Raw genomic sequence first — 26,011 nt, 5'->3', positions numbered from 1 at the left:
TCCATCCCGTTCAATTCCGGTAGGTTTCCCCAAAGTGCTGCTTTTTGGGGGGACACGTGACCAGATTCGACAGATACATGCTGTCGCAATTCATGGTTCTGTTCGGTTTTTTTGCGCTCGTTCTGGTGTCCATATTCTGGATCAACAAGGCCGTGCGCATGTTCGACCGTCTGATCGGTGATGGACAGCCTGCCTGGGTGTTTCTTGAATTCACCGCTCTCACGCTTCCGGGCGTGATCGGCGTGATCCTGCCCATGGCGGCTTTCGCCGCAACGGTCTATGTGACCAACCGCCTGAGCACCGAAAGCGAACTGACAGTCGTGCAGGCGACCGGCTATTCACCTTGGCGGCTGATGCGTCCGGTGATAGTGTTCGGCATCCTCATTGCGCTGATGATGTCCCTGCTTACGCATTTCCTCATTCCCTCCAGCCTCAGTCAATTGCGCCTGAGGCAGGACGAGGTCAGCCAGAATATCACCGCGAAACTGCTCACCGAGGGCGAGTTCCTGCACCCGGCCCCCGGCATCACATTTTATATCCGCGACATCACGCCCGACGGCGAATTGCACAATGTCTTCATGTCCGACAGGCGCGACAGCGAAAACACGATGACCTATACCTCCAATCGCGCCTATCTGATCCAGGACCCCGAGGGCGGCACGAAGCTTCTGATGGTCGACGGTCTTGCCCAGACTGTGCGCCGCGATGGAAACCGTCTCTTCACTACGCATTTCAACGATTTCTCCTATGATATCAGCGCGCTCATCGCATCCGAGGCGACAAGCCTCGACAAGGTGACCTTCGCTCATACCCTCGACATCGCGCGCGACCCTCGGGCCGTGGCGGATCGCACGCTTTCGACGGTGTCGCAGGTGATCTTCGAGCTGAACAACAGGTTCAGCCAGCCGCTCTTGTGCATCGTCGCCGCGGTGATCGGTTTCGCGTCACTTTTGCTGGGCGGCTTCAGCCGGTTCGGCGTGTGGCGGCAGATCCTGCTGGCCTTCACGTTGCTGATCGTGATCAAGCTGGTGGAAAGCCGGGTGTCGGGCCTGGTGCTGGCACATTCGGATCTATGGCCGCTGATGTATCTGCCCGCCGCCCTTGGCGCGCTGGTCACTGCCGTTTTGCTGCATCTTGCCGCGCGTCCTGCCTTTGGCCGCAGGTTGCGTGACCGTTTCCGGCGCCGCCCACTTCCCGAGCTCGAGGACGGCACCGCATGACCTTGCATTTATATCTCGCGCGGCGATTTCTGCTCACGTTTCTTGCGATCTTTTCAGTCTTCGTGATCCTACTGTTCTTGATCGATATCGTTAAGGAAATGCAGGATTTCCCGGCATTCCCCTTCAGCGAAATCCTCGAGATCGCGCTACTCAAGGCGCCGAGCGCCAATTACGAGATCCTGCCCTTGATCGTCATCCTGGCAACCGTAGCGCTGTTTCTGCGGATGTCTCGCAATTCCGAACTTGTGGTCGTACGCGCCTCGGGGCGATCTGCGATCCGCGCGCTGGTCGCACCGCTTGTCGTGGCGGGGCTGATCGGCGTGGTGTCCGTGACCATGCTCAACCCGATCGTGGCTGCATCCGCCAAGCGGCATAACGATCTGATGAACTCCTATCTGGGATGGAGCATCAACATTATGGCCATCGCCCCCGAAGGGCTGTGGCTCCGGCAGGGAAGCGAAACCGGCCAGACGGTGATTCATGCCGAACGCGCCAGCTCGGATGTCAGCACGCTTTACAACACCACTTTCATCGCCTTCGGGCTGGATGGCACACCACAGCGCCGGATCACCGCCGCAAGCGCCACGCTTGGCGATGGCGAATGGCGCCTCGCCGACGCCAAGCTCTGGGATCTTTCCAGCGGCATCAACCCGGAAAGCACCGCCCAGGAACTCGACAGCTATTCGGTTCCCTCCGCCCTCACCCAGGACCGGATCATCGACAGCTTCGGAAAGCCCGAATACATCTCGATCTGGGATCTTCCGAAATTCATCGGACAGCTCGAGGAATCAGGCTTTTCCGCGCGTCGCTACGCCGTCTGGATGCAGACAGAACTGGCGCGCCCGCTCTTCCTGATTGCTCTTGTCATGGCGGCGGCGGCCTTCACGATGCGCCATTCGCGGCTTCATAACACCGGCGTGTCGGTGCTGACCGCAATCATGCTGGGCTTCGGTCTGCATTACATCCGGAACTTCGCCCAGATCCTTGGGGAAAACGGACAGATACCCATCATGTTGGCGGCATGGGCGCCCCCTGTCGCCGCATTTCTGCTGGCGCTCGGCATCCTTCTGCACATGGAGGAAGGATGACGCGAAGCCTGCCTGCCCTCGCCTTGAGCCTTGCGCTCGGCCTTTGGCCGGCGACCGGCATGACACAAGACGCAAGCCCACCGCAGCAAGGCGCGATCCTGTTGGCCGATGACGTGCGGCTCATGGCCGATGACCGGCTGGTTGCGTCCGGCAATGTCGAGGCGATGTATGACAATCAGCGCCTGCAGGCCAAGTCCATCACCTATGATCAGAAGACCGACACTCTGATGATCGAAGGCCCGATCATCCTCCAGCAGGGCGACAGCACACTCGTGCTGGCCGATGCCGGAGAGCTGGACCGCGAGATGCGCAACGGACTGTTGACCGGCGCGCGCGTCGTGCTGGAAAGCCAGGTGCAGCTGGCCGCCAACGCCATGGTGACAGTCGAAGGCCGATATTCGCAGCTTTACAAAACCGCCGTGACCTCGTGCCGGATCTGCGAAACAGGGCGCCCGCCCCTATGGCAGATCCGCGCGCGAAAGGTCGTCCATGACCAGCAAGAGCGGCAGCTCTATTTTTCGGATGCCCAGCTTCGCGTGCTGGACATGCCGGTACTCTACCTGCCGCGCCTGCGCCTTCCGGACCCGACCCTTGAACGCGCGACGGGCTTTCTTCTGCCCTCGATCATCAATTCCTCGCTGCTGGGGACGGGGCTGAAATTGCCCTATTTCATCAAGATCGGCGATCACCGGGATCTCACGCTCACACCGTTTCTCACTAACAAGAGCCGCACACTGGAATTCAGATACAGGCAGGCGTTCCATAATGGCGATCTGTTGATCCGCGGCGCGGTCACCGATGATGACATCGGAATCGATCCGACGCGCGGCTATCTGTTCGCCATTGGCCGGTTCGATCTCAAACGGGATTTCGAGCTGACATTCGATGTCGAGGTCGCCAGCGACGACGCCTATCTGTTCGATTACGGCTATTCCTACAAGGACTGGCTGGACAGCGAGATCGCCATCGAACGCGCGAGGCGCGATGAATTCATCCGGGGCGCGCTGACATATTATCATTCCCAACGGCTTGGACAGTCAAATTCGACCCTCCCCACCATCGTTGGAAATGCCCAATACGAAAAACGTCTCTTTCCCGAACGGATCGGCGGGGAATTGCGGTTCGGGGCGCAGGCGCATGGCCATTATCGCTCATCCGATCTGCGCACCGACGGGGCGGACCTCGACATATGGGCCGATGGTCGCGACATGCTGCGGTTCACCGCAAGCGCTGACTGGCTGCGCAACTGGGCCTTGCCCTCGGGCGTCCTTGCCGAGGTTCAGGCAGGTCTGGCGATCGACCATTTCGACGTGACCCAAGGCGGCGGGATCGGCCTGTCCTCGGCGACCGAAGTGACGCCCTCCACCTCGGTTCAACTGCGCTGGCCGCTCGTCAAGTCTTCGGCCAACGGTGTGACGCAGGTGATCGAACCGGTGGCGCAGCTGTCCTGGGTCGGCGGTTCCAACCCGGCGATACCGAATGACGAAAGCACGCAGATCGAGTTCGACGAAGGCAATCTTTTCAGCCTGTCGCGCTATTCCGCACCCGATCGCCGTGAACGTGGCCTGAACGCCGCCTACGGCGTGCAATGGACACGTTTCGACCCCGATGGCTGGGAGGCCTCACTGGCCTTCGGTCAGGTGTTCCGCAATGAGCGCGAGATCGAAGCGACCGGCGTGCCCTCCCTCACCGACAGTTCCGGCCTGCAGGACAGGTTCTCGGATGTGCTGTTTGCCGGTCAGTACAAGACGCAAAACGGCCTGACCTTCACCGCCCGCGGACTGTTTGACGACGGGCTCAAGGCCACCAAGGCCGAGGCCCGCGCCAGTTGGTACACGGACCGCACCAGCCTCTCGGGCACGTATATCTGGCTGCGCAACGATCCCGCCGAACAGCGCCCCGACAACGTCTCGGAATGGAGCTTCAGCGGCAGCTACCGGCTCGCGCGCCATTGGACAGGCCGGGCGAACTGGCGCTATGACGTGGCCCGTGACATTCCTGTGTCCAGCGGCCTTGGCCTGACCTACACCAACGAATGTGTGGAACTGTCGGTTAATGCCTCGCGTTGGTACAGCTCTTCCACTATCCTGCAAGAGACAACGAATATCACGTTCACAGTCGCGCTGTTGGGCTTTACAACCAAGACCCAAGAAAACAGCTACACGCGAACATGCAAAAACTAGGCAGTATGAGACCCAGAATGCGCCAATTTCTCGCAGCACTTGCCCTCCCCGCCGTAATGGCCACGTCCATGAGTTGGGGGATCGCCGCGCCTGCCTCTGCGCAGAACCTGTTCGCGCCGGTGGTCAAGGTCAATGATCAGGCCATCACCGGCTATGAAATCCAGCAACGCGCACGCATGCTCACCCTGTTCCGGTCGCCCGGTAACCCCGTGGAGCTGGCCCGCGAGCAGCTGATCGAAGAACGCCTCAAGGTGGATGCCGCGCGCGCCGCGGGGCTTGTCCTCGAAGATGCCGATATTCGTGTCGGCATGGAGGAATTCGCGAGCCGCGCCAACATGACGGCCGAAGAATTCATCGGCGCCCTCGAAGGCGCCGGGGTTTCGGAACAAAGCTACCGTGAATTCGTGCGCGCCGGCATGACATGGCGCGAATTGGTGCGCGCCCGTTTTGCACCGCGCGTTTCGGTCAGCGATGCGGATCTCGAACGCGCCCGCGCCGCCCTGACCGAGGACAGCGGCGTGCGTGTGCTGCTGTCCGAGATCATCATGCCAATCACACCGCAGGACGCCGAAGAGGTACAGGATCGCGCCGCCCGCATATCCGAGCTCGACTCGATCCCCGCGTTCTCGGCCGAAGCGGAGCGATATTCCGCATCCGCTACCGCGGCGCGTGGCGGGCGGCTGGACTGGATGTCAATCACCAACCTGCCCCCGCAACTGCGTCCCGTGATCCTCGCCCTCGGACCCGGCGATGTCAGCGATCCGCTGCCCATCGAAGGAGCCGTGGCCCTGTTCCAGCTGCGTGACATCGAAGAAACAGACACCCCGGAACCTGACTACGCCGCCATCGAATACGCGACCTATTACATCGCCGGCGGCCGCAGCGAACAGGCACTGGCGCGTGCCGCGCGGGTGCGTGCGGATATCGACACCTGCGACGATCTTTACGGCATCGCCAAGGGCGAACCCGCCGAGGTTCTGGATCGTGGCTCCTACGCCCCCGACGAGCTGCCTCAGGACATCGCGATCGAACTGGCCAAGCTCGATCCCGGCGAGGTCTCGACGAACCTGACCCGCTCGAACGGGCAAACCCTCGTCTTCCTGATGCTCTGCGGCCGGACCCCCGCCCTCGAAGGCGAAGGGCCCTCGGCAGAGCAACTGACCAACCTGATCCGGAACCGCCGGATCGACTCCTTCGCCGACGGCTATCTCGCGCAGCTGCGCGCCGAAGCGCGCATCATCGAGCTGGAATGACCGGCCCTGTCGCGCTGTGCTGCGGCGAGCCGGCCGGGATCGGCCCCGAACTCGCGGCCAAGGCCTGGCGCGCGCTTGGACCTGACCTGCCCTTCGTGCTGATCGGCGACCCCTCGCATCTGCCGCCCGGCACGCCCGTGGCCGAAATCACCGACCCGGCCCTCGCCGCGGATGCGGCGCGCCGCGGCGTTCCCGTGCTGCGCCACGACTTTCCCGGCCCGGCCACACCCGGCACCCCCGAGCCGCGCCATGCGCAGGCGGTGATCGACGTCATCGCGCGCGGCGTCGATCTGGTGCGCTCCGGCCAGGCGCGCGCGCTCTGCACCGCCCCCATTCACAAGAAGGCATTGCTGGACGGCGCGGGCTTTCGCTATCCGGGCCATACCGAATATCTGGCCGCGCTTGCCGGCACCGCCCGTGTCGTGATGATGCTCGCCTCGCCGGCGCTTCGCGTGGTGCCAACGACCATCCATATCCCGCTGGCTCAGGTGCCGCGCGCGCTGACCGCCGAGCTTCTGCAGGACACGCTGCGCATCACCCACGAGGCCCTGATCCGCGATTTCGGCATTCCACACCCCCGCATCGCCGTGGCGGGCCTCAACCCGCATGCCGGCGAAGGCGGCGCGATGGGCCGCGAAGAGATCGACCTGATCGCGCCCCTGCTCGAGCGGATGCGCGCCGAGGGCATCGACCTTCAAGGCCCGATGTCGGCGGACACGATGTTTCACGAGCGCGCGCGCGCGACCTATGATGCCGCTGTCTGCATGTATCACGATCAGGCGCTGATCCCGATCAAGACACTGGATTTCGACCGCGGCGTGAATATCACCCTCGGACTGCCCTTCATCCGCACCTCGCCCGATCACGGCACCGCCATGGACATCGCCGGGCGCGACCTGGCCAATCCCTCCTCGATGATCGAGGCGCTGAAGATGGCCCATACCATGGGCGCGGCGCGCGCGGCGGCCACGCCATGAGCGCCATCGACACCCTGCCCCCCCTGCGCGACGTCATCGCCCAGCATGGTCTCAGTGCGCGCAAGGCGCTTGGCCAGAACTTCCTGCTCGATCTCAACCTGACCTCCAAGATCGCGCGCGCAGCAGGCGATCTGACAGGCTCCGACGTGCTGGAAATCGGCCCCGGACCCGGCGGGCTGACACGCGGCCTGCTGGCCGAAGGGGCGCGCCACGTGCTCGCCATCGAAAAGGACGCGCGCTGCCTGCCCGCCCTCGACGAAATCGCCCAGGCCTATCCCGGGCGGCTGACCGTGCTCAACGCCGATGCGCTGCAGGTCGATCCCCTCGCCCATCTGACACCCCCCATCAAGGTGGTGGCCAACCTGCCCTACAATGTCGGAACCGAGCTATTGATCCGCTGGCTCACCCCCGCAGATTGGCCCCCTGTCTGGGACAGCCTGACTTTGATGTTCCAGCGCGAAGTGGCCGAACGCATCGTGGCGACGCCCGGATCGAAAGCCTATGGCAGGCTCGCCCTTCTGGCACAATGGCGCTGCGAGGCTCGGATCGTGATGCACCTGCCCCCCTCGGCCTTCACCCCGCCGCCCAAAGTGTCGAGCGCCGTGGTCCATATCACCGCCCTGCCCGAACCTCGCTACCCCGCCGATCCCGTCCTTCTCGAGCGGCTGGTGGCAAAGGCCTTCAACCAGCGCCGCAAGATGCTGCGCTCCGCCCTCAAGGGCCTCGCCCCCGATCTCGAAGACCGGCTGCTCGCCGCCGGCATCCAGCCCACCGACCGCGCCGAGACCGTCGGGCTGGAGCAATTCTGCGCGCTGGCCCGCAGCCTCAAATCATAGGCGCAAACAGACAAACAGGGGCCGAAGCCCCCGTTTCATCGTTCCATAAATACTCGATATCCTGCCGCGATCCTAAAGCGTTTCGTCTTTAACCTGAGGCATCAGCTAAAGGCGAAACGCGCGCAAGGATTGAACAGAGCCCTGCATTTCGCGAAACTCTGTGCGTCAGGTTTTTTCGCGAAACGCTTTATTCAGCGGCCTCGGCAGCATCCGATCCACCTTCGGCTGCGGCGCTCGCTTTCTGGCCATCGTCACCGGCCTCGGGCTGGACTTTCTTGGCCCGGGGCTTGCGGGGCCGTTTCGGCTTTTCGGCCTTCTGGCTTTCGGGGGTCTCCACAAGACTGCTTTCGTCGCTGTCCTGTGCCGGCTCCAGATCGGGCTGCGGCGCGTTGGCCATGTCGACCGCCTCGGCTGGCTCGTGATCCGGGCGCTTCGGCCGGTCAGGACGCTCTGCCCGGTCGGGACGCTCTGCCCGGTCGGGACGCTCCGCCCGGTCGCGCTCAGCCTGACGGTCGCGGTTTTCGCGCTCCTGCTGCTCGCGGCGAGAATCCTGATCCTTCTGGGCCGCGCCCAGCATCCTCAGGTAATGTTCCGCATGCTGCTGGAAATTCTCGGCCGCGACGCGGTCATTTCCCAGTTGGGCATCGCGTGCCAGCTGGTTGTACTTGTCGATGATCTGTTGCGGGGTGCCGCGCACCTTGCCCTCGGGCCCCGAACTTTCGAAGACCCGATTGACGATGTTCCCCATCGAGCGGTTGCGGCCGGTTTTGTTCCGCGAACGTGACTTGGATGATCTCATTGGTTTAGCTGTTCAGCCCTGTGCTCAAAGTGTCGCTCGATCCGATTGGCGCCCTGTGCGCCATATTATTCGCCCGGATCCGACATGTATTGGCTTGGGTCAAGCGCAACGCCACTCGTAGCGTGTCATACATCTTGACTGCTCTCCACTAAACACGCTGCGGCGCACGTTACAAGGGCTATCGGGAAAATTATCTGCAATTGAGCGGATTTTCCCGTGTTTTCAGGGCTCAACCAGGCCAGACAGCCTCCACGACCCGGTCGCGCCCATCCAGATCGGGCCGAACACATACCTCGGCGAATCCCCCCGCCCGCATCAGATCAGCCACATCCGCCCCCTGCCGCCAGCCGATTTCCACAATCAGCCGTCCGCCCTCGACAAGGCACGCCCCGGCCTCCGCCACGATTGCGCGATAGGCGCTCAGCCCGCAGCCCTCATCGGTCAGGGCCATGCGCGGCTCGTACTGCAGCTCTCGCGCCAGACCAGCCATTTCATCCGCCGCGATGTAAGGCGGGTTCGACACGATCAGATCGAAGGTGCCACGCACCGCGGCAAACCAGTCCGAGACAAGGAACTCGCAGCGCGCGCTCAGATCCAGCCGCGCCGCATTGCGCCGCGCCACCTCCAAGGCATCCTCCGACAGATCCACACCCACACCCGTGGCATCCGGCCGTTCCGCCAGCAGGCTCAGCAGAATGCAGCCAGACCCTGTCCCGAGATCCAGAACCCGGCTGAACGCCACGGCAAGGGCGCGTTCCACAAGGGTTTCCGTCTCGGGCCTCGGGTCCAGAACCCGGGCATCGACCGCAAAGCGCCGCCCGTAAAATTCGCGGTATCCCAGAAGATGCGCCATCGGCTCGCCCGCAGCCCGGCGCTGCGCCAGCCCCGCAGCCGCCGCCAGAGCGCCCGCCTGCAAAGGCTCGGGCGCCAGCATGGTCATCCGGCCCGGCGCCACATCCAGCACATGCGCAAGGATCAGCCGCGCCTCGCGCGCCGGATCATCCACCCCGCCTTGCGCCAGATCCATGGTCAGGCGTCTCAGCCCGTCCTGAACCGATCCGCTCACCCGCCCATCTCCGCCAAAAGCGTGGCCTGGGCATCCGCGCGCAAGGCGTCGATCACCTCGTCCAGATCGCCCTGCATGACCTGGTCCAGCTTGTAGAGCGTCAGGTTGATCCTGTGGTCGGTCATCCGTCCTTGCGGGAAATTATACGTCCGAATGCGCTCCGAGCGATCGCCCGTCCCCACCTGCGCCGCACGGCTGGCCGAGCGTTCATCGGCCGCGCGCTGGCGTTCCAAGTCATAAAGCCGGGTCTTGAGCACCTGCATCGCGATCTCACGATTGCGGTGTTGCGATTTTTCCGAACTGGTCACGACGATCCCGGTGGGCAGATGCGTGATCCGCACCGCCGAATCCGTCGTGTTGACATGCTGACCGCCCGCGCCGGAACTACGCATCGTGTCGATCCGCAGATCGCCCGGATCGATCTGCACATCCACATCCTCGGCCTCGGGCAGAACGGCGACGGTCGCGGCACTGGTATGGATGCGCCCGCCGCTTTCGGTTTCCGGCACCCGTTGCACCCTGTGCACACCGGATTCGAACTTCAGCCTTGCAAAGACATGATCGCCCGCGACACGTGCGATCACCTCCTTGATGCCCCCCAACTCGGTCTCGTTTTGCTCGATGATCTCGAAGCTCCAGCCCCGAGCCTCGGCATAGCGGTGATACATCCGCAGAAGATCGCCCGCAAACAGCGCCGCTTCCTCGCCGCCCGTTCCGGGCCGGATTTCAAGGATCGCCGGGCGTGCATCGGCCTTGTCTTTGGGCAACAAGGCCAGTTGCAGCTGCTCTTCCAGCTTGGGCTTTCGCGCTTGCAGCGCGGTCAGCTCTTCCTCGGCCAGATCGCGCATTTCCGGGTCCGCCAGCATCGCGCGCGCCGCCTCGAGATCGTCCAGAACCTGCCGATAGGCGCGGATTTCCTCGACCACCGGACGCAGCTCGGCATATTCACGGCCCAGCTTGGCGATATCTCCGCCGCCCGCAGACATCTGCGCCTCGAGATACTCGAAGCGTTGCAGGATCTCGTTCAATCTGTCCAAGGGTACCATGGTCATCGCATCTGCCGCGTTCGCGGGGTTTGGTCAAGGCGAAAGCCTGTGCTATTCTCATCACCATGAGGATGGTGATCGCACTGTTTCTGCTGGCAACCCCCGCCCTTGCCGACCAGACGCTCGGCGGCAAGACGGTGGATTGCTACTGCACCGACAGCAACGGAAAACGCGTGGAAATGGGCGAAATGATCTGTCTTCATGTGGGCGGGCGCAGCTTCATGGCGCAATGCCAGATGTCGCTCAACAATCCGATGTGGCGCGAAATATCCCAAGGGTGCCTGTCGTCATCCCTGCGCGAACGCCTGCAGCCAGCCGTCGATGCGGGCGGCATTCACCCCAAGATCTGACTTGCCAAAACGCAAGCGCCCGTGAAGTTCAAGCTGCGGGCCGGCTTGCCGCACCGTCGTGTAATCGGGAAAACCGAACACGCGCGACCGGCTCACATAGGTGATCATCCCCTCATCGGGCGATCCGGCAAGAACCTCGGTGCGCGGTGACCGAAGGATGATCTCGTGCAGCCGCTCAAGCCCGTTCTGACCCGCTCCGATCACGCGCATCGCGCCGCCATCGTAATCGCGGTTGGTGATCCCGTCCGGCATCTGGTGCCAGCGCGCCGGATCCGAGGGCGCGATCCGCACATAGACCCCAAGCGCCACCACCAGCACCAGAACGACACAAGAAGCCACAAAACCCCATTTCATCGACACGACCTTTCCCATCACAGACATATCTGGCGTGATGGGTATGGGCGCTCGCCGTCATATACAAGCCACCGTTTTGCTTGCCCATCCGCCACGCCACCGGGGGTTCCAGCCCACCACGTCCACCGCGGCGCGCGCGCGTTTTATCGAAAGTATCGACGCGCACCCCTTAGATATCCTTACATGGCCCAGCTTTTGCCGTTGGCAATGTCATGGTGCAACGAGCGGAGCCCAAAAGCCGCATCCGCGCGCCGCAACAATGCTGTGGTGAAAATATAATGTCTGAAAATCAACGCAAAACCGATACATGGAAGCCGGCCGATCCGCTCGAAGCTCTCGATCACCTGTCGAGCCCGGTGATGATCGCCGATCAGGACATGGTCATCCGATACGTGAACAAGGCCGCAATCGAGATGTTCCAGTTGATCGAGGCGGATATCCGCAAGGACCTCCCGCATTTCCAAGCGAATGACGTCGTCGGCAAGTCGATCGACGTTTTCCACAAGAATCCCTCCTATCAGCGCAACATCATGGAAAACATGCGCGACCGGCATGACGGCGCGTTCACCGTGGGTGGCAAGCGTCTGGCCTTCAAGGCAACACCCCGCTTCGACAAGAACAACAAGGCAACGGCCATCATCGTCGAATGGCAAGACCAGACGGCCTCGTCGGAAACTGCGCTCCAGCTCGAAAAGCTGGTCGGCGGTTTGCGGCAGATGTCCTCCGCACATATGGACGGCTATATCAGCCAGCGCATCGCCGCCGAAGAACTCTCCGGCGATTTCGCGGATGTCGCAAACGTCGTCAATGCAATGGTCGAGGGGCACATCTCTCGCAAGCGTCTTATGGTCTCCTGCCTCAAGTCGCTGGCCGAGGGCGATTTCGAATTCGTGATGGAAAAACTCCCGAACGAACAGACCTTCCTCAACGACGCGGTCGAATCCGCCCGTGATGCCTTCCGGAGCGTGACCGGCGAAATCGAGCAGCTCGCGGTTGCAATGGCGCATGGCCAGCTTGACCGCCACATCGAGCCCAACAAGTTTCAGGGCAGCTATCGTGCGATCATCGAAGCGATGGCAACGGCCTATGGCGGGCTGAACGCGACGCTGGCGGATATCAAATCGCAGGCCGGCCAGATCGTCAGCGCCACCAACGAGGTCAACGCATCCGCACGCAACCTCGCGGCCACCTCGCAGATCCAGTCTAGCGCGGTCGAGGAAATCTCGTCCTCGGTCGAGGAAACAGATGCCGTCGTGCGCGCAAACGCCGATGCAAGCCAGACGATGCTCAAGGTCGTTCAATCGGCCGATGAAATCGGCACACGCGGACTGAAAACCATTGATGACATGGCCGAAGCGATGCAGTCGATCCGCAATTCCTCTGTTGAAATCGCCAAGATCATCAAGGTGATCGACGAAATCGCCTTCCAGACGAACCTGCTGTCGCTCAACGCCGCCGTCGAAGCGGCACGCGCTGGCGAACATGGGCGCGGCTTTGCCGTCGTGGCACAGGAGGTGCGCAACCTCGCACAGCGCTCCGCCAAGGCAGCCCGGGAAACCGCGGACCTGATCGAAGCGGCCACCGCCAATGTGGAACGCGGCGTGAAAGGCTCGGAAGCCTCCGAAGACGCCTTCAAGAAAATCAGCGGCGAGGTCAAGAAGATCGAGGAAACCGCCCATCAGATCGCCCTCAGCAGCCGTGAACAGGCCGAAGGCATCGCTCAGATCTCGCAAGCCGTGGGCGAATTGTCCAAGACCGGCATGGAGGTCTCGGCCCAGTCCGAGGAACTGGCGACAGCGGCCTCGCAAATGGAAGCGGCGACAGACGGGGTAAACAATCGCCTCAGCCGGTTCAGCCTTCGCGAACGTGCCGATGCGCCTGCGGGATCCGCGGATCTGATGGCGGGCCTCAGCACCCAAGACCGGCAGCGCGTTCTGGACATGATGCGCATGTCCGCCCCCGCGCCGCAGGGCAGCAAGCCTTCGCTCAACGGGCTGAACGGCAACGGTCGTTCCAGCGGGGCCGATCACGATCCGCGCGGATACGAGCGGTTCTGAGGATCATAAGAAAAGCACACTGCCCGAGCGCGCCACAGGCCCGGGCAGTGTGTTTGCTTTTCACACAAGTCTCATCCGCGTCAGGCGCTTGTGAAAAAGAGCCTCCCAACAAAGCCTCTGGCACAGGGTTTGCAAAAACCCCGGCATGAGCCAGACCAATCTTTCTCGACGATCCCTCCTTGTCTCCGCCCTCGCCTGCCTCGGCCCCGGCGCGGCCCATGGGTTCATCGCGTCCTCCGATGGCCAGTCGCTGCTTGGCACCTCGGGCCGCCCCCTTATCGACCTGCAAAAGCAGGCCCCCGGCCTTGGCACCCCTCCGCGCGACCACGTCACGGCCGAGCCGGCACCAACGCCCGAGCCCGCGCCCCCTGCACCGCTTCCCGCTGACCATGTGCAGGTCTCGATGCGCAATGCGCACACCGCCGAAGAGCTGCTGGTCCGCTTTCATCCCGTCAATGGCCGACTAGTGCCAGAGCATCCCGACACGCTGGATCACTTCCTGCGTGACTGGCGCCGCAACAGAGTCATCCCGATTGATCCTTTCGTGACCGGCTCTCTGGCGCTTGTCGTGCGCGAAGCCACGCGCCTTGGCTGGAGCGGCACGGTTCAGATCAATTCAGGCTACAGAACCCGCGAAACCAACGCCGACTTGCGGCGCAAGGGCATCGGCGCCGCGCGCAATTCCCTGCACCTCACAGGCCAGGCCATAGATTTCGTCCTGCCCGGCGTCCCGCCGCGTCGGATCGGCGCTCTGGCGCGGCAGCTGTTGCCCGGCGGCATCGGAACCTATGCCAGCTTCGTGCATATCGACAGCGGTCGGCGCCGCAGCTGGCAAGGCTGACCCCGCACCCCGCCTGCCGATCACAGAGCCGATGCAAAGACCTCCCGCGCCGAGGCCATTTCCTCGGCCACCTCGTCCACCAGCTCGCTCAAGTCCAGAGGGCCATCACTCAGTACCGCGCGTTCGGACCGCGACAGCGCATCGCTCAGCAGCCGCAACCCGACAAGTCCCGTCGAGCCGACCGCCGAATGGATCATCCTTGCGCGCTCGGTCGCCTCGAGCTCGGTGTCGCGCAAACTCTCAAGCGCCAGCTGTGCATCTTCAAAACATTGCCGCACCAGCGCATGGGCCGTGTCTTGGCCCACCAGAACACTCAACGCCTGCATCGGATCGAAGCTGTCATCCTCTGCCTCATCCTCGTCCTCGTCGTCATAAATCGCCAGATGCCGCGCAAAAGCGGCCTCCAGATCGCCGAGCTTCATGGGTTTTCCAAGAACCTCCTGCATGCCGCAGGATCGCAACTCCGGATCGTCGCGCGACACCAGTGCCGTCACGCCGAGAATGACCGTGTTGCGTGACGCCCCTGAGCTGCCCCCACTAATTGGTCCAAGTTGATTGTTAGTGCATGACCGGCCTCTGGTCCATCTGAACGATGCTTTCCGGTGCGGGAGGCCGGTATCCAAGGGCGCTGTGAGGCCGAACGGTGTTGTAGTGTCTTCTCCAGTCTTCGATGATGATCCTTGCCTCCTTTATTGAGTAGAAGAGCTCGCCATTGAGCAACTCGTCCCGGAAGCGTGCATTGAAGCTCTCGCAGTATCCATTCTCCCAAGGCGATCCTGGCTCGATGAACGCAGCCTTGGCACCTACTGCGGCGATCCAGTCCCGGACCTTCTGAGCCACGAACTCGGGACCGTAGCACGTCGGGAAGCACGCTGTTTTTGAGGTTATGGCCACGCGCGCAGCCCCCAAATAGCGCAGCGTGTGGCCATAACCGGTCTCAGGTCTCAACAGTGGTTTTGCATAACCACACTGCTGAGGAGACCGGCTATGACCGCCACCGATATTACCGCTTCGACCTTGCTAGTCGCCATCGATATTTCCAAGTATCGCCATGAGGTGCTGATCGGCATCCCTGGCAAAAAGCGCCGTCGCCGAATGACGATCCTGAACACGCTTGACGACTTCCAGCGTTTGTCCGCAACCCTTGCCAGCTACGACCTGCCGGTGCGGATAGGGTTCGAAGCGACCGGCAACTACCACCGAACGTTGGCGCATCATCTCGGGCAGGCCGGGTTCGAGCTGAAGCTCGTCTCGTCCGTCGGCCTGGCTCGAACACGGGAGGCCCTGCACAACAGTTGGGACAAGAATGATCCCAAGGACGCCCAGGTCATCCTTCACATGCTGGAGATCGGCGCCGTGCAGTTCTTTCACGATCCGATGGTGGTCGGGACCGCCGACATCCAGGAACTCTCGAAGACGCACGAGATCGTCTCTCGATCGAAGACCGAGCTGTGGCACCGCATTCTCACCCACTACCTGCCACTGTATTTTCCCGAGGCTGAACGATTTCATCGAAGCTCACGGACGGATTGGTTCCTGGCATTCCTTGAGAAGTACCCATCGCCACATATGATCTCGGCCATGAGCCGCGAGGCCTTCATCGCCGACGCCTGGGATGTCGTTGGCCGAAGGGTTTCGAAAGAGCAATTACTTTCCGATATTTACGCCACTGCGGCCGCTTCGGTCGGCTTGCCAGTTCAGGCAGATTCTGACGCGGTGCGCATGTTCCGCCTTGTTCTTGCCGAGGGGCGTAGCCTCATCCGGCAGCGCGATGTTATCGAGGCACGGGCCGTCGAGTTGTTGTCGGACCTACCCGACTATCAGCTGCTGACCACCATTCCCGGCATCGGCCCAATCAACGCAATGACCATCTTGGCCGAAGCAGGCGACCTGCGTCGGTTCCGACACCATCGACAGTTCTTGAAGTTTTGCGGCATGGACCTCGCCACCGTCCAGTCTGGCATGTTTCGCGGACAGAGCCGGATCTCAAAGTACGGCAATGCCCGGCTGCGGCGCACGCTCTGCATGGCCGGTCAGACCGCCGTTCTAAAGCGGACTAACAGCTTCCGCGACAAGTTCGAACGTTACATCTCCAAGGATCGACACAACGCCCATCTGCGCCGGAAGGCCTACACCGCGATCGCGGCCAAGATGGCGCGCACCGTACACGCCGTGGTCAATCACGGCGAACCCTATCGCCCCTTCTTTGAGGGGTGATCGATCGCAGAAGGACCTTTCTCTGTAAGGGCCGTGGAGGCAGACATCTGACCTCGTAGATAATGTTCAGGCCTTCTGTGTTAGCGACCCAATGATCTCGTCTTAAGGACGGTGAGAGCCGCAACAGCGTACTCTGTGTTTGTTATGGGAGAGACTGTCGTTGACCAAATCGCCGAACTGAGCCAGTTTATGTACGTGTCGAGGCACCTCGATACGACAATGACCTGATGCCAAATCAGCCAATTATTCCGCGCATAGGACGTTGTCGGATCGTATGTAGTCCGGCGGGCCGCGGAGGATGAACAGGTCCGTCAGCGCATCAAGCACATCGGTCGAGTTGAGCTTTCGGTCTATGCGGATCATCAGCGCCTCCCTGGTGAACTCGTCTATGATGTTGAGAATGCGATAGGTGCGGCCGTCCGCTGTCCGGTCCTGCATGAAGTCATAGGACCAGACATGGTTTGGACGCTCCGGTCGAAGCCGGATACATGATCCATCGTTCAGCCAGAGCCGGCTTTTCTTCTTTTGCTTCGGTGGAACCTTCAGCCCTTCACGTTTCCAGATGCGCTCAACCCGCTTGTGGTTCACGTGCCAGCCCGACTGGTTGAGCAGCGCGGTCACGGGGCGATAGCCGTAGCGACCGTATTGCCTGGCCAATTCGATGATGTCCTCGGTCAGGCGCTCTTCGTCTGGCCGGCCACGCGGCACCTTGCGCTGCGTGGATCTGTGCTGTCCCAAGGTGCGGCAGGCGCGGCGTTCCGATATGCCGAGCCCCTGCCGCACGTGGTCGATGCATCTGCGGCGACGTGAAGGGCTCAGAAGTTTCCCTTTGCGGCCTCGGTGAGGATCAGCTTGTCCAGCGTCAGATCCGAGACCGCGCGCCTCAGGCGCTGGTTCTCTTTCTCAAGTTCCTTCAGCCGCTTCAGCTGCCCGCGGCTCATTCCGCCATATTGTTTGCGCCACCGATAGAACGTTTGCTCTGTGATGCCGATATGGCGCGACGCGTCCGCGACCGTCATGCCTTGCCCTTGCAACACTTCGATTTGCCGAAGTTTCGATACGATGTCTTCTGGCGTTTCTCGTTTCCCAGCCATTCTCTGGTCCTCCAAATTGCGGGATAATCCTATCCCGGTTGGTGGACCACTTCACTGGGGGCAGCTCAACGCCAACCACAGAACCAGCGGCAAGGCGGTCATGCCCCAAAGCATCAAACGCTGACGCCGCAGCGAATAAATCAGGAAAGGCAGCACTGCGAGCGGCACGAAAATGAACGGCAAACCGCCCGCCGGATCAACCGCCGTCGCACCATAGGCCAGCGAGCACGACGTACCCCCCAGCCAGACGAACTTGGCCAGCTCATGGCGCTCGATCATATGCAGACCGTAGCCGATTAGACAGCAGAAAAGGATGAGGCACGACCCAATGGTCAACGTGACCGACCCGATCAACCACGATGCGACAACCCAGATCGCCGCCGAGGGCAAGGCAAACCGCAGGGTGATGATCGAAAGGGCCACGAAACGCCGCTGTTCGCGGCTCAATGCTGGACTGTAACCGATGCCAGGCACGCCACTGGGCAGCAAGAAATGTTTCACAACGGGCACCACAGTCACCAATCCACAGATGGGGTCAGGGAATACTGCTCAAGTCCGCACCAATGAACACAATTTCGCCAAAATCTACGAAGGACACAGCAGCATATCTTTCGATAGCAACGACAAGCTGCAGAGCTCGGTTGCCCCGCAACTTCCAGCGTCGCCAAGTCAGCGGAGTGTTGCACCGGAAGAGTCTCTCGTACTACGCCCCGCCACAGATGTTTTCGCAGGGTCGGCTCAGCCGACCACAACAATATCCTTGTTGCCGCGGCACATCATGTAGCCGCCGCCATAGACGCTCGACAGGAACCCCGCATCGCAGCCCGCATCGGCGATCTTGCCCCGAATGCGCTTGATATGGCTGTCGATACCGCGGACCGACCCGTTGAACCCGGACTGCCGGAGCGCGTCCACCAGCGTTTCGCGGCTGACCAGAGTGCCGAGCCGTGTCGCCAGCTCCCGCAGAAGACAGATCTCCATGCCGGTGAACACCACCTGGCGGCGCCCGAAAAACATCGAGTAGTTGCTGGCATCGACCTGCACCACCGATGCATCATCGGTTGCGGCTTCCGCGCGGCGCGCAATAGTCTGCTCTTGCGCGGCAGGGCGCATGCCCATCGTCCAACGGCGATACACGGCGGCGATACGCTCGGTGATCGCCCGCGTGGGCTGTTCTGAATAGACCACGTCCTGTGCACCCAGTCTGAGCGCCAGCGCCTCGGCCACTTCGTCATAAGCCTCGAGATGGATCAGCACCGGGAAGCGCGTCTCTTGCGCGATCCAGCCGCCATGGCCCAGATCGAACGCGGTATGCGTCGGGACCGATACGATCACCACATCGGGGTATTGCAGACCGCCATGACCGAGCGGACCTTCCGACACGTCAATGACAAGCACCGTACAAGGGCAGGCCTTGACGGCCGCCTTGAAGCCGCCATTTCGCTCGGAAGCGTTCCGCGCCGCGATCTTGGTCACGCCGTTTATCAGCTCACGTTTCATGGTCTCGCCCTCACATGGAACAAATGTTAAGGCCATCATGGACACAGGCACAGCGCCTTGTCGCGCTATCTCTAAGCCTGTCGCCCGCACTGAGGATGCTTGCCCCGCACCGAAAGGCGCCCCTGATCGGCGTAAGAGAAATGCGCACTCCAAAGCGGGTGTATTGCCGCAATTTCGAATCCCGACTTGATCGAAAGATACAATACCCGCAGCTTTGGACACCACAGCTCCCCCAAGGCCACATCCAGGGACAAAAGAGGGTGATCGCCCCCCCTTTGCACGCAAGCCAGCCGGACCTGCACCGATTAAGGTGGAGCATAACTTTGAAACCGGCTATTCTTGAATTTGAGGATTATTGAATGGTTTACCAGTTGACTGACTTGAAAGACGCGCGTCGCGTCTCATCCCCCCGCCTTGACGGCCACTTGATCGGCGTCAGGCCCCGTGATCCCCAAGCCGGTTCAGAGTCGTTCTCCGGACAGCCAATGCCCGACGGGCATGTGCGCGACAGCGGAAACTGGCCCTCGGGCTGGTGGATACTGCCCAGTGTGCTTGGTGGTCTGGTGGTCTGGATCATGATTTTCCGTGCGCTTTTCGGCTGGCTTTTCTAGGCCACCCCCTGCGGCCTGACCCTCTGGCCGATCCAAGAGATGCGCATGGCTACGGCCCCGGGTTCAACCTGCCGCCTGTTCCCGGGGCCGACCTTCTAGCACCCCCATTGCCCTCCAGGCGTACCTGCCCAATTCCGCTTCAGCCCGGTGGCTGCGCGCGCTCGACCAGCCGTGCAAAGAACGACGCGCCCACCGGCGCCACACGGTCGTTGAACTCGAAGCCCGGATGATGCAGCCCCAATTCGGGATGCCGGTGCAGATGCCTGCGCCCTGCCGTCATGTCCTCGGCGAACGCGGCAATTCGGTTGATCGCGGCCATCGGCTGGACTCCTTTGTCGATCGGCGTCAGATTTTCCTAGACCCGCAGAAAGGACCCGCCTGCAATGCCGAACGACCCGGCCCTCCCCGCCGACCCTCAGGACGGGCTTGCCCGCCTGCTCGAGATCATGCGCCGCCTGCGCGATCCCGACACCGGATGCCCCTGGGATATCGAACAGGATTTCGACACCATCGCGCCCTACACGATCGAAGAGGCCCATGAGGTGGCCGATGCCATCGCCCGCGCTGATTGGGGCGATCTGCGCGACGAGCTGGGGGATCTGCTGCTGCAGGTGGTGTTCCATGCCCAGATCGCCGACGACCGCGGGCTCTTTACCTTCGACGCGGTGGCCAGCGCCATCGCCGACAAGATGGTGGCCCGCCATCCGCATGTCTTCGGCGATGAAAGCCGCGACAAGACCGCCGCCCAGCAGACCCGCGACTGGGAGGCGATCAAGGCCGCCGAACGCGCGGCCAAGGCGCAGACCGGCGTGCTCGACGGGGTGGCTGCGGGCCTTCCGGCGCTGATGCGCGCGGTCAAGCTGCAAAAACGTGCGGCGCGCGTGGGCTTCGACTGGCCCGACACGGCACAGGTGATCGACAAGATCACCGAAGAGGCCGCCGAGCTGCGCGAGGCCGCCGACACCCTGACCCATGACAAGGTCGAAGAGGAATTCGGCGACCTGCTGTTCGTCATGGCCAATCTGGCGCGTCACATGAAGGTCGATCCCGAATCCGCCCTGCGCGCCGCCAACGCCAAGTTCACCCGCCGCTTTTCGCGCATCGAAGCCCTGCTGGCCGAGGCCGGCAAACGCCCCGAAGACAGCGATCTGGCGGAAATGGACGCCCTGTGGAACCGCGCCAAGGCCGAGGAACGCGGCACCGGCTGACGCGGGGAGACGTTCGGGGGCTCTGCCCCCATCGTTGGAAATCCGAAGGGGATTTCAACGACTCCCCCGGGGGTATTTAGGCCAAGAAGAAGCACGCAACGCCCGCTCAGGTAACACGCGGCGCGCGCTGCCCGATACCGACGCGATACCGACGTGATACCGACGCGATGCCGCAGCGGGTTTCGCCTGTTAACCAAGGGCTTTGGGCCGATTCGGGCGAAACCGCGCCGATCAGCACCGATGCAAGGTGGACATTCCGGCCCATCCCCCCCACGGTCTGCGCCGACACTTGCGATGGAACCCGACCCTTGACCCAACTGACCCTTGCCCGCGCCGACGATCTGGACCGCCTCAGCCGGCTGGTGGGCGATTGCCATGCCGAACGCGGCATCGACCAGACCGAGGAAGGTCGCCGCGCCGCGCTCGCCCCGCTGATGGAGGGCTCGCCGCATGGCGCGGTCTATCTCATCGGCCCGGGGCGCGCGCCGATCGGATATGTGGTTCTGGTGTTTGGCTGGTCGCTGGCGCAAGGCGGGCTCACTGGCACGGTCGAGGAGATCTATATTCGTCCCGGTGTCCGCCAGCGCGGCATCGGCAGCGAGGTTTTGACAAGCCTTCCCAAGGCCTTGGCCGGTGCGGGCCTGATTGCGCTGCATGCCGAGCCGGATCGCGGGGACGAGCGCGCGCATCGCTTCTTCAGCCGGCTGAGATTCGTGCCCGGCCCCGGATCAGAGCGCATGACACGCGCCCTCTAGCGTTTCGCGCAGCAGTGATTATGTTGACGCCATGAGCTTGCATATCCCCTTCGACAACAGCTACGCGCACCTGCCCGACAGGTTTTTCACCCGGCTTGACCCGGTGCCGGTCAAGGCGCCGTGCCTCATTGCCTTCAACGCAGGCTTGGCCGCCGATATGGGCATCACCCCCGGCACACCCGAGGATATGGCGCAGGCCTTTTCCGGCAACCGCCCGCCCGAAGGCGCCGCACCACTGGCGCAGGCCTATGCCGGGCATCAGTTCGGGGGATTCTCGCCGCAACTGGGCGACGGGCGCGCGAACCTGTTGGGCGAAGTGGTCACACCGGGTGGCCAACGCCTTGATATTCAACTGAAAGGTTCAGGTCCCACCCCCTATAGCCGGATGGGCGACGGGCGCGCATGGCTGGGTCCTGTGCTGCGCGAATACGTGCTGAGCGAGGCGATGCATGCGCTTGGCATCCCCACCAGCCGGGCCTTGGCCGCCATCACCACCGGCGAAAGCGTCTATCGCGAAACTGGCGCCCTGCCCGGCGCGATCCTCGCCCGGGTGGCCCAAAGCCATATCCGCGTCGGCACCTTCCAGTATTTCGCCGCGCGCCGGGATGTCCCGGGGCTGCAGGCGCTTTTCGAGCATGTGGTGGAGCGGCACTATCCACACGCCCGAAACCCCGCCGATCTGCTTGAGGCGGTGATCGAGGCACAGGCGCGTCTGGTGGCACACTGGATGTCGGTGGGCTTCATTCATGGCGTGATGAACACCGACAACACCACCATTTCGGGGGAAACCATCGATTACGGCCCCTGTGCCTTCATGGACATGTTCCACCCCGACACGGTCTACAGCTCGATCGATGCGCATGGGCGCTATGCCTTTTCCAACCAGCCCAATGTGATCGTGTGGAACATGGCGCAACTGGCCACGGCGCTGGTCCCGCTGATGCCCGATCAGGACGCCACCATCGAAGAGTTCACGCAGGCCATCCACGCCATGCCCGACCGCATACATGCCCATTGGCTGCAGGCCTATGGGCGCAAGATAGGACTGTCCGAGGCCACCGCCGAGGACACGCCGCTGATCACCGGGCTGCTGCAGGCCATGGCCGAAAACCGCGCCGATTTCACCAACACATTCAGCGCCTTGAGCGATGGTGGGGCGCGCGATCAGTTCCTCGACCCCGGCGACTTCGACGCCTGGGAGGCCGGCTGGCAAAAACGGATCGCGACCGAGGATGACCCGGCACGTGTCATGCGCCAGGCGAACCCGGTCTATATCCCGCGCAACCACCGGGTCGAGCAGATGATCGCGGCCGCGGTCGCGGGCGATTTCGCGCCGTTCGAGCGGCTTCTTGACGTGCTCGCCGATCCGTTCACGTCGCAGGAGGGCGCCCGAGACCTGACCCACCCACCCGAACCGGCCGAGGTGGTGCGCCAGACATTCTGCGGCACTTGAGGCACGCAACTATCTGGAAGTGTTTATTTTTTCCAGCGCCGAAAAAGGCGCGGATTGCGCTGCACGAATTCGTCGATCACCGCCGCCAATCCGCCGCGCGCCTGCCCCTTGAGATAGCCGAAACCCGCCGCCGCGCCGATTACGGCACCGCCCGTATTCACGATCAGATCGCCCATCGTGTCCATCAGCCCGGATTTCTGCATGTTCAGACCAAAGAGCTGATCCACCGCGAACTCGAACACCTCCCACATGGTGCCGATGGTGACCGCAAAGCAGAACGCGAACACCGCCACACCCACTGGCGGCGCGGCGAAGCGGTCGCCCTGGAACATCATGAAGACCAGCACGAAGCCGATCAGGCCAAAGCCGATGGCCGAACTGGCATGCATGGCCATGTCCCACCACCAGAGCCGCTCGTAGAAGTCGAACACCTCGCCCAGAAACAACGTGCCGCCCACGAAGATCGCCAGCGCCGCGATAAAGCTGGGGGGCACGAAGATATCCGCCCATTTCGCGACATATACAGGCGCCAGAGACAGCCCAAGCGTCGCCAGCGCGACGAAGGACAGCTCGAACTGGCGCTGCCATATGGCCCAAAGCATCACCGCCGCGAGGGCCGACCAAATCAGCCGCGCAAGCCATGTCTGATCCGAAAACACGTTGAGCAAGCCCCCTTTTTCATGGCTTTACTCCAATCATGACCGCAGCACCCTTCCGGATTGCAACCTATAATCTGCAAAAATGCGTCGGACTGGACCTTCGCCGGAGGCCGGATCGCAGTTTGCGCGTGATCAATGCCTTGCAAGCGGATGTGGTGGTTCTGCAAGAGGTGGACAAGCGCTTGGCCCCCCGTCCGGCCGCTTTGCCGCATGACATGGTCGAAGAGGAGGGCTGGCACATCCTGCCCTTCGGCCAGCCCGGCGGGTCGCTTGGATGGCATGGCAATGCGATGCTGGTACGGGACGGGGTGCAAGCGATCGAGACCGCGCATATCGAGCTTCCGGGTCTCGAGCCGCGCGGTGCGATCCGGGCCGATCTGGACACACCCATCGGAGCACTTCGGGTGATCGGGCTGCATCTGGGACTGGTGCGGCGCTATCGTCTGCTGCAACTGGGCGCGATCAATCGCGCGCTGCGGCAGCTGCCGCCGATGCCCACCGTCTTTGCCGGGGATTTCAACGAATGGGGCAATGGGGCGGCGCTGGATGCGGCGGTCAAGCTGGTGCGCTTCCTGCCCGCCGCGGCCTCCTATCCGGCGCCAAGGCCCGTCGCGCCGCTGGACCGGATCGCACTCAGCCCCGATCTGCTGGCGCTGTCATCGGGCGTGCATCGCGGGCGGCCCGCGCATATCGCCTCGGATCATCTGCCGGTCTGGGCCGATCTGGCCGCTCTGCCGCAAAAGGGCCGGGAGTGATCCCGGCCCTGTCGCTGTCTTTGCATGGATCGTCGGGCGATCACGCGGCCTGCTTGCGCGGGCCACCGCCACCGCCACCACGCCTGCGCCGGCGCGGACGTCCCTGGGCCTGATCCGGCTGACCGGCGCCATGACCATTGGCCTGCCCCTGACCTCCGCCACCCTTGGCGCCGCCTCGGCCACGGCGTGGACCGCCACGCCCCGAAGGCGCTGCTTTTGGATCGGGCAGCTCTTCCCATGCACGCCCCGACAGGACCGGAATGGACATTTTCATGACCTTCTGGATGTCCTTCAATTCGCCCATTTCGTCAGGCGCACAAAAGGCCACAGCCGCGCCATCGCGCCCGGCGCGTGCGGTGCGGCCGATCCGGTGCACGTAATTCTCGGGCACATTGGGCAGATCGAAATTATACACATGCTTGACGTCGGGAATATCCAGACCCCGTGCCGCCACATCGGTGGCGACCAGCACCCGCACCTCGCCGTCGCGGAAAGCGCGCAGCGCGCGTTCGCGCTGACCCTGGCTCTTGTTGCCATGGATCGCGGCCACGGCATAACCGGCCTGCTCGAGCTTGCGCGCCAGCTTGTCCGAGCCATGCTTGGTGCGCGCAAAGACCAGCGCCAATTCCTCGCGGTGCTTGTCCAGCAATTCGACCAGCAGATCGCCCTTGGCCGCCTTGGCGATGAAATGCACGCCTTGGGTGACCTTGTCGGCGGCCTTGCCCGGAGGGCTGACCTGAACGCGCTTGGGATGGGTCAGATAGCTGCCGGCGATCTCTTCCATCTGCTTGGGCATGGTGGCCGAAAACAGCATGGTCTGACGGGTCGAGGGCAGCAGGCCCGCGATCTTGCGCAGCGCATGGATGAAGCCCAGATCGAGCATCTGATCGGCCTCGTCCAGCACCAGAAAACGCGTGTCCGACAGGCTGAGCGCGCGACGATCCAGAAGATCCAGCAGGCGACCGGGTGTCGCGACCAGCACATCAGTGCCCATCTGCATCCGCTTGATCTGCGCGCCGATAGACGCGCCACCGACCACAAGCGCCACCTTGATCGGCGTATCCTTGACCAACGGCAGCAGCGTGTCGCGGATCTGGCCGGCCAATTCGCGCGTCGGTGCAAGGATAAGGCTCCGCACCGCTTTCGGCGCGGGCTTGCCCGGCTCTTCCATCAGCTTGGCCAGAAGCGGCAGGCCAAAAGCCGCCGTCTTGCCGGTGCCGGTCTGCGCCAGCCCCATGACATCCTCGCTATCCAGCGCGAAGGGGATCGCATGGGTCTGGATCGGTGTCGGTTCGGTAATGCCCATCAGTGCCAGTTTCTTTACCAGCGGGCCGGGCAGGCCCATTTCCTCGAACAGGTTCAAGTCGTATCCTTTCAAGCACAGGCCTTGCAGGCCAAATGCCATTGCCGGGCCCAAAGGGCACCGGACTTTCGCGGTGTCACCCGACCCCATCCGCGGCCTCATGCCCCGGATCGGTCAAATGGTTCGGACCCACGCGTGATTTTGGGAACTTTCCGCGACATTTCATATGGGGACCGGTCATTGACGGTCTCTCTGCTCACGCGGCAGGAAATGTCGGTTGACCTGCACATGCGCCTTCAGAGGCGATAAGTCAACCTTTGGACGCAAAACGGGTGGATTCATTTTGAACGAGAAGCTATCCAACGCCCCGAAGACGCATATCGGGG

Annotated in this window: 25 protein-coding genes and 2 pseudogenes; 15 read left to right on the top strand and 12 right to left on the bottom strand. The window is 62.7% G+C overall.

What is annotated here, in order from left to right:
• Nucleotides 1-77: 77 nt before the first annotated feature.
• Genes lptF through rsmA form a run of 6 tightly spaced genes read left to right on the top strand, consistent with a single transcriptional unit; the run spans nt 78 to nt 7,557 of the window.
• The gene (lptF, locus tag RAZWK3B_RS10785) at nt 78-1,220 is read left to right on the top strand and encodes an LPS export ABC transporter permease LptF (RefSeq protein WP_007815020.1); all 1,143 of its coding nucleotides are present in this window, start codon (nt 78-80) and stop codon (nt 1,218-1,220) included.
• Nucleotides 1,217-2,308 (top strand): LPS export ABC transporter permease LptG, encoded by a 1,092-nt coding sequence (gene lptG / locus RAZWK3B_RS10780; RefSeq protein WP_007815019.1) that lies wholly within the window; start codon nt 1,217-1,219, stop codon nt 2,306-2,308. The genes lptF and lptG overlap by 4 nt, the downstream gene beginning before the upstream one ends.
• Nucleotides 2,305-4,491 carry an LPS-assembly protein LptD gene (locus RAZWK3B_RS10775; RefSeq protein WP_007815017.1) on the top strand — a complete coding sequence of 729 codons (2,187 nt, stop codon included), beginning with the start codon at nt 2,305-2,307 and terminating at the stop codon, nt 4,489-4,491. The genes lptG and RAZWK3B_RS10775 overlap by 4 nt, the downstream gene beginning before the upstream one ends.
• A gap of 5 nt (nt 4,492-4,496) precedes the next feature.
• Nucleotides 4,497-5,744 (top strand): peptidylprolyl isomerase, encoded by a 1,248-nt coding sequence (locus tag RAZWK3B_RS10770; protein WP_037295596.1) that lies wholly within the window; start codon nt 4,497-4,499, stop codon nt 5,742-5,744.
• Entirely contained in the window at nt 5,741-6,721 is a 981-nt protein-coding gene (pdxA, locus tag RAZWK3B_RS10765; RefSeq protein WP_007815013.1) for a 4-hydroxythreonine-4-phosphate dehydrogenase PdxA, read from the top strand. Before RAZWK3B_RS10770 ends, pdxA begins: the two co-directional genes overlap by 4 nt.
• Nucleotides 6,718-7,557 (top strand): 16S rRNA (adenine(1518)-N(6)/adenine(1519)-N(6))-dimethyltransferase RsmA, encoded by an 840-nt coding sequence (gene rsmA / locus RAZWK3B_RS10760; RefSeq protein ID WP_007815010.1) that lies wholly within the window; start codon nt 6,718-6,720, stop codon nt 7,555-7,557. The genes pdxA and rsmA overlap by 4 nt, the downstream gene beginning before the upstream one ends.
• A gap of 187 nt (nt 7,558-7,744) precedes the next feature.
• Here rsmA and RAZWK3B_RS10755 read toward each other — a convergent pair whose 3' ends face one another.
• The 3 genes from RAZWK3B_RS10755 to prfA all read right to left on the bottom strand — a co-directional run bounded on the left by RAZWK3B_RS10755 (nt 7,745) and on the right by prfA (nt 10,468).
• Entirely contained in the window at nt 7,745-8,356 is a 612-nt protein-coding gene (locus RAZWK3B_RS10755; RefSeq protein WP_037295595.1) for a DUF4167 domain-containing protein, read from the bottom strand.
• 229 nt (nt 8,357-8,585) lie between these two features.
• Nucleotides 8,586-9,422, bottom strand: coding sequence for a peptide chain release factor N(5)-glutamine methyltransferase (prmC, locus tag RAZWK3B_RS10750; RefSeq protein ID WP_007815006.1), 837 nt, complete (start codon nt 9,420-9,422; stop codon nt 8,586-8,588).
• Complete coding sequence (gene prfA / locus RAZWK3B_RS10745; RefSeq protein WP_037295650.1) at nt 9,419-10,468, bottom strand: peptide chain release factor 1; 1,050 nt, start codon at nt 10,466-10,468, stop codon at nt 9,419-9,421. The genes prmC and prfA overlap by 4 nt, the downstream gene beginning before the upstream one ends.
• Before the next feature lie 71 nt (nt 10,469-10,539).
• On the opposite strand from prfA, the gene RAZWK3B_RS10740 reads away from it, so the two are divergent.
• Nucleotides 10,540-10,818 (top strand): hypothetical protein, encoded by a 279-nt coding sequence (locus RAZWK3B_RS10740; RefSeq protein WP_007815002.1) that lies wholly within the window; start codon nt 10,540-10,542, stop codon nt 10,816-10,818.
• Here RAZWK3B_RS10740 and RAZWK3B_RS10735 read toward each other — a convergent pair.
• Nucleotides 10,756-11,190, bottom strand: a complete 435-nt coding sequence (locus tag RAZWK3B_RS10735) for a DUF1499 domain-containing protein (RefSeq protein WP_007815000.1) — start codon at nt 11,188-11,190, stop codon at nt 10,756-10,758. The two genes, RAZWK3B_RS10740 and RAZWK3B_RS10735, sit on opposite strands and share 63 nt — an antisense overlap.
• A 260-nt stretch (nt 11,191-11,450) precedes the next feature.
• Here RAZWK3B_RS10735 and RAZWK3B_RS10730 point away from each other — a divergent pair, with 260 nt between their 5' ends.
• On the top strand, nt 11,451-13,229 hold the full coding sequence (locus RAZWK3B_RS10730) for a methyl-accepting chemotaxis protein (protein WP_007814998.1): 1,779 nt from the start codon (nt 11,451-11,453) through the stop codon (nt 13,227-13,229).
• A 145-nt stretch (nt 13,230-13,374) separates the two neighbouring features.
• Nucleotides 13,375-14,070 (top strand): YcbK family protein, encoded by a 696-nt coding sequence (locus tag RAZWK3B_RS20215; protein WP_007814996.1) that lies wholly within the window; start codon nt 13,375-13,377, stop codon nt 14,068-14,070.
• 20 nt (nt 14,071-14,090) lie between these two features.
• Here RAZWK3B_RS20215 and RAZWK3B_RS10720 read toward each other — a convergent pair whose 3' ends face one another.
• Together RAZWK3B_RS10720 and RAZWK3B_RS10715 are read right to left on the bottom strand one after the other, a co-directional pair.
• Entirely contained in the window at nt 14,091-14,564 is a 474-nt protein-coding gene (locus tag RAZWK3B_RS10720) for a hypothetical protein (RefSeq protein WP_037295594.1), read from the bottom strand.
• A 64-nt stretch (nt 14,565-14,628) separates the two neighbouring features.
• A pseudogene (locus RAZWK3B_RS10715) lies at nt 14,629-14,922 on the bottom strand (integrase core domain-containing protein); the annotation flags it as partial.
• A 135-nt stretch (nt 14,923-15,057) separates the two neighbouring features.
• On the opposite strand from RAZWK3B_RS10715, the gene RAZWK3B_RS10710 reads away from it, so the two are divergent.
• On the top strand, nt 15,058-16,287 hold the full coding sequence (locus tag RAZWK3B_RS10710) for an IS110 family RNA-guided transposase (RefSeq protein ID WP_007814993.1): 1,230 nt from the start codon (nt 15,058-15,060) through the stop codon (nt 16,285-16,287).
• Nucleotides 16,288-16,548: 261 nt separating this feature from the next.
• Here the strand turns inward: RAZWK3B_RS10710 and RAZWK3B_RS20585 are convergent.
• The 3 genes and pseudogenes from RAZWK3B_RS20585 to RAZWK3B_RS10690 all read right to left on the bottom strand — a co-directional run.
• Nucleotides 16,549-17,381: pseudogene (locus tag RAZWK3B_RS20585) on the bottom strand (IS3 family transposase); the annotation flags it as partial.
• A 51-nt stretch (nt 17,382-17,432) separates the two neighbouring features.
• The gene (locus RAZWK3B_RS10695; RefSeq protein WP_198133278.1) at nt 17,433-17,882 is read right to left on the bottom strand and encodes a hypothetical protein; all 450 of its coding nucleotides are present in this window, start codon (nt 17,880-17,882) and stop codon (nt 17,433-17,435) included.
• Between the two features lie 237 nt (nt 17,883-18,119).
• Nucleotides 18,120-18,881, bottom strand: coding sequence for a response regulator transcription factor (locus RAZWK3B_RS10690; protein ID WP_007814988.1), 762 nt, complete (start codon nt 18,879-18,881; stop codon nt 18,120-18,122).
• 485 nt (nt 18,882-19,366) lie between these two features.
• Between RAZWK3B_RS10690 and RAZWK3B_RS21830 the strand changes: the two genes are divergently transcribed.
• Nucleotides 19,367-19,492 (top strand): hypothetical protein, encoded by a 126-nt coding sequence (locus RAZWK3B_RS21830; protein ID WP_007814986.1) that lies wholly within the window; start codon nt 19,367-19,369, stop codon nt 19,490-19,492.
• Between the two features lie 139 nt (nt 19,493-19,631).
• Here RAZWK3B_RS21830 and RAZWK3B_RS10685 read toward each other — a convergent pair whose 3' ends face one another.
• On the bottom strand, nt 19,632-19,811 hold the full coding sequence (locus RAZWK3B_RS10685; RefSeq protein WP_007814985.1) for a hypothetical protein: 180 nt from the start codon (nt 19,809-19,811) through the stop codon (nt 19,632-19,634).
• Between the two features lie 64 nt (nt 19,812-19,875).
• Here RAZWK3B_RS10685 and mazG point away from each other — a divergent pair, with 64 nt between their 5' ends.
• The 3 genes from mazG to RAZWK3B_RS10670 all read left to right on the top strand — a co-directional run bounded on the left by mazG (nt 19,876) and on the right by RAZWK3B_RS10670 (nt 22,908).
• Nucleotides 19,876-20,700 carry a nucleoside triphosphate pyrophosphohydrolase gene (gene mazG, locus RAZWK3B_RS10680; RefSeq protein ID WP_007814983.1) on the top strand — a complete coding sequence of 275 codons (825 nt, stop codon included), beginning with the start codon at nt 19,876-19,878 and terminating at the stop codon, nt 20,698-20,700.
• Nucleotides 20,701-21,008: 308 nt separating this feature from the next.
• Nucleotides 21,009-21,455: a GNAT family N-acetyltransferase gene (locus RAZWK3B_RS10675; protein ID WP_037295593.1), complete on the top strand. Its 447-nt coding sequence runs from the start codon at nt 21,009-21,011 to the stop codon at nt 21,453-21,455.
• Between the two features lie 31 nt (nt 21,456-21,486).
• A complete protein-coding gene (locus RAZWK3B_RS10670; RefSeq protein WP_007814978.1) occupies nt 21,487-22,908 on the top strand; it encodes a protein adenylyltransferase SelO in 1,422 nt (473 codons plus the stop codon).
• Nucleotides 22,909-22,931: 23 nt separating this feature from the next.
• On the opposite strand, the gene RAZWK3B_RS10665 is transcribed toward RAZWK3B_RS10670, so the two are convergent.
• Entirely contained in the window at nt 22,932-23,567 is a 636-nt protein-coding gene (locus tag RAZWK3B_RS10665; RefSeq protein WP_037295639.1) for a DUF2238 domain-containing protein, read from the bottom strand.
• A gap of 38 nt (nt 23,568-23,605) precedes the next feature.
• Here RAZWK3B_RS10665 and RAZWK3B_RS10660 point away from each other — a divergent pair, with 38 nt between their 5' ends.
• Nucleotides 23,606-24,322, top strand: coding sequence for an endonuclease/exonuclease/phosphatase family protein (locus tag RAZWK3B_RS10660; RefSeq protein ID WP_037295592.1), 717 nt, complete (start codon nt 23,606-23,608; stop codon nt 24,320-24,322).
• A gap of 40 nt (nt 24,323-24,362) precedes the next feature.
• On the opposite strand, the gene RAZWK3B_RS10655 is transcribed toward RAZWK3B_RS10660, so the two are convergent.
• Complete coding sequence (locus tag RAZWK3B_RS10655; RefSeq protein ID WP_050774222.1) at nt 24,363-25,727, bottom strand: DEAD/DEAH box helicase; 1,365 nt, start codon at nt 25,725-25,727, stop codon at nt 24,363-24,365.
• Between the last annotated feature and the right edge of the window lie 284 nt (nt 25,728-26,011).

It is taken from the genome of Roseobacter sp. AzwK-3b, from assembly GCF_000170875.1.
GTDB classification, from domain to species: domain Bacteria; phylum Pseudomonadota; class Alphaproteobacteria; order Rhodobacterales; family Rhodobacteraceae; genus Roseovarius; species Roseovarius litoreus.
This window is presented reverse-complemented; position numbering and strand designations above follow the sequence as displayed.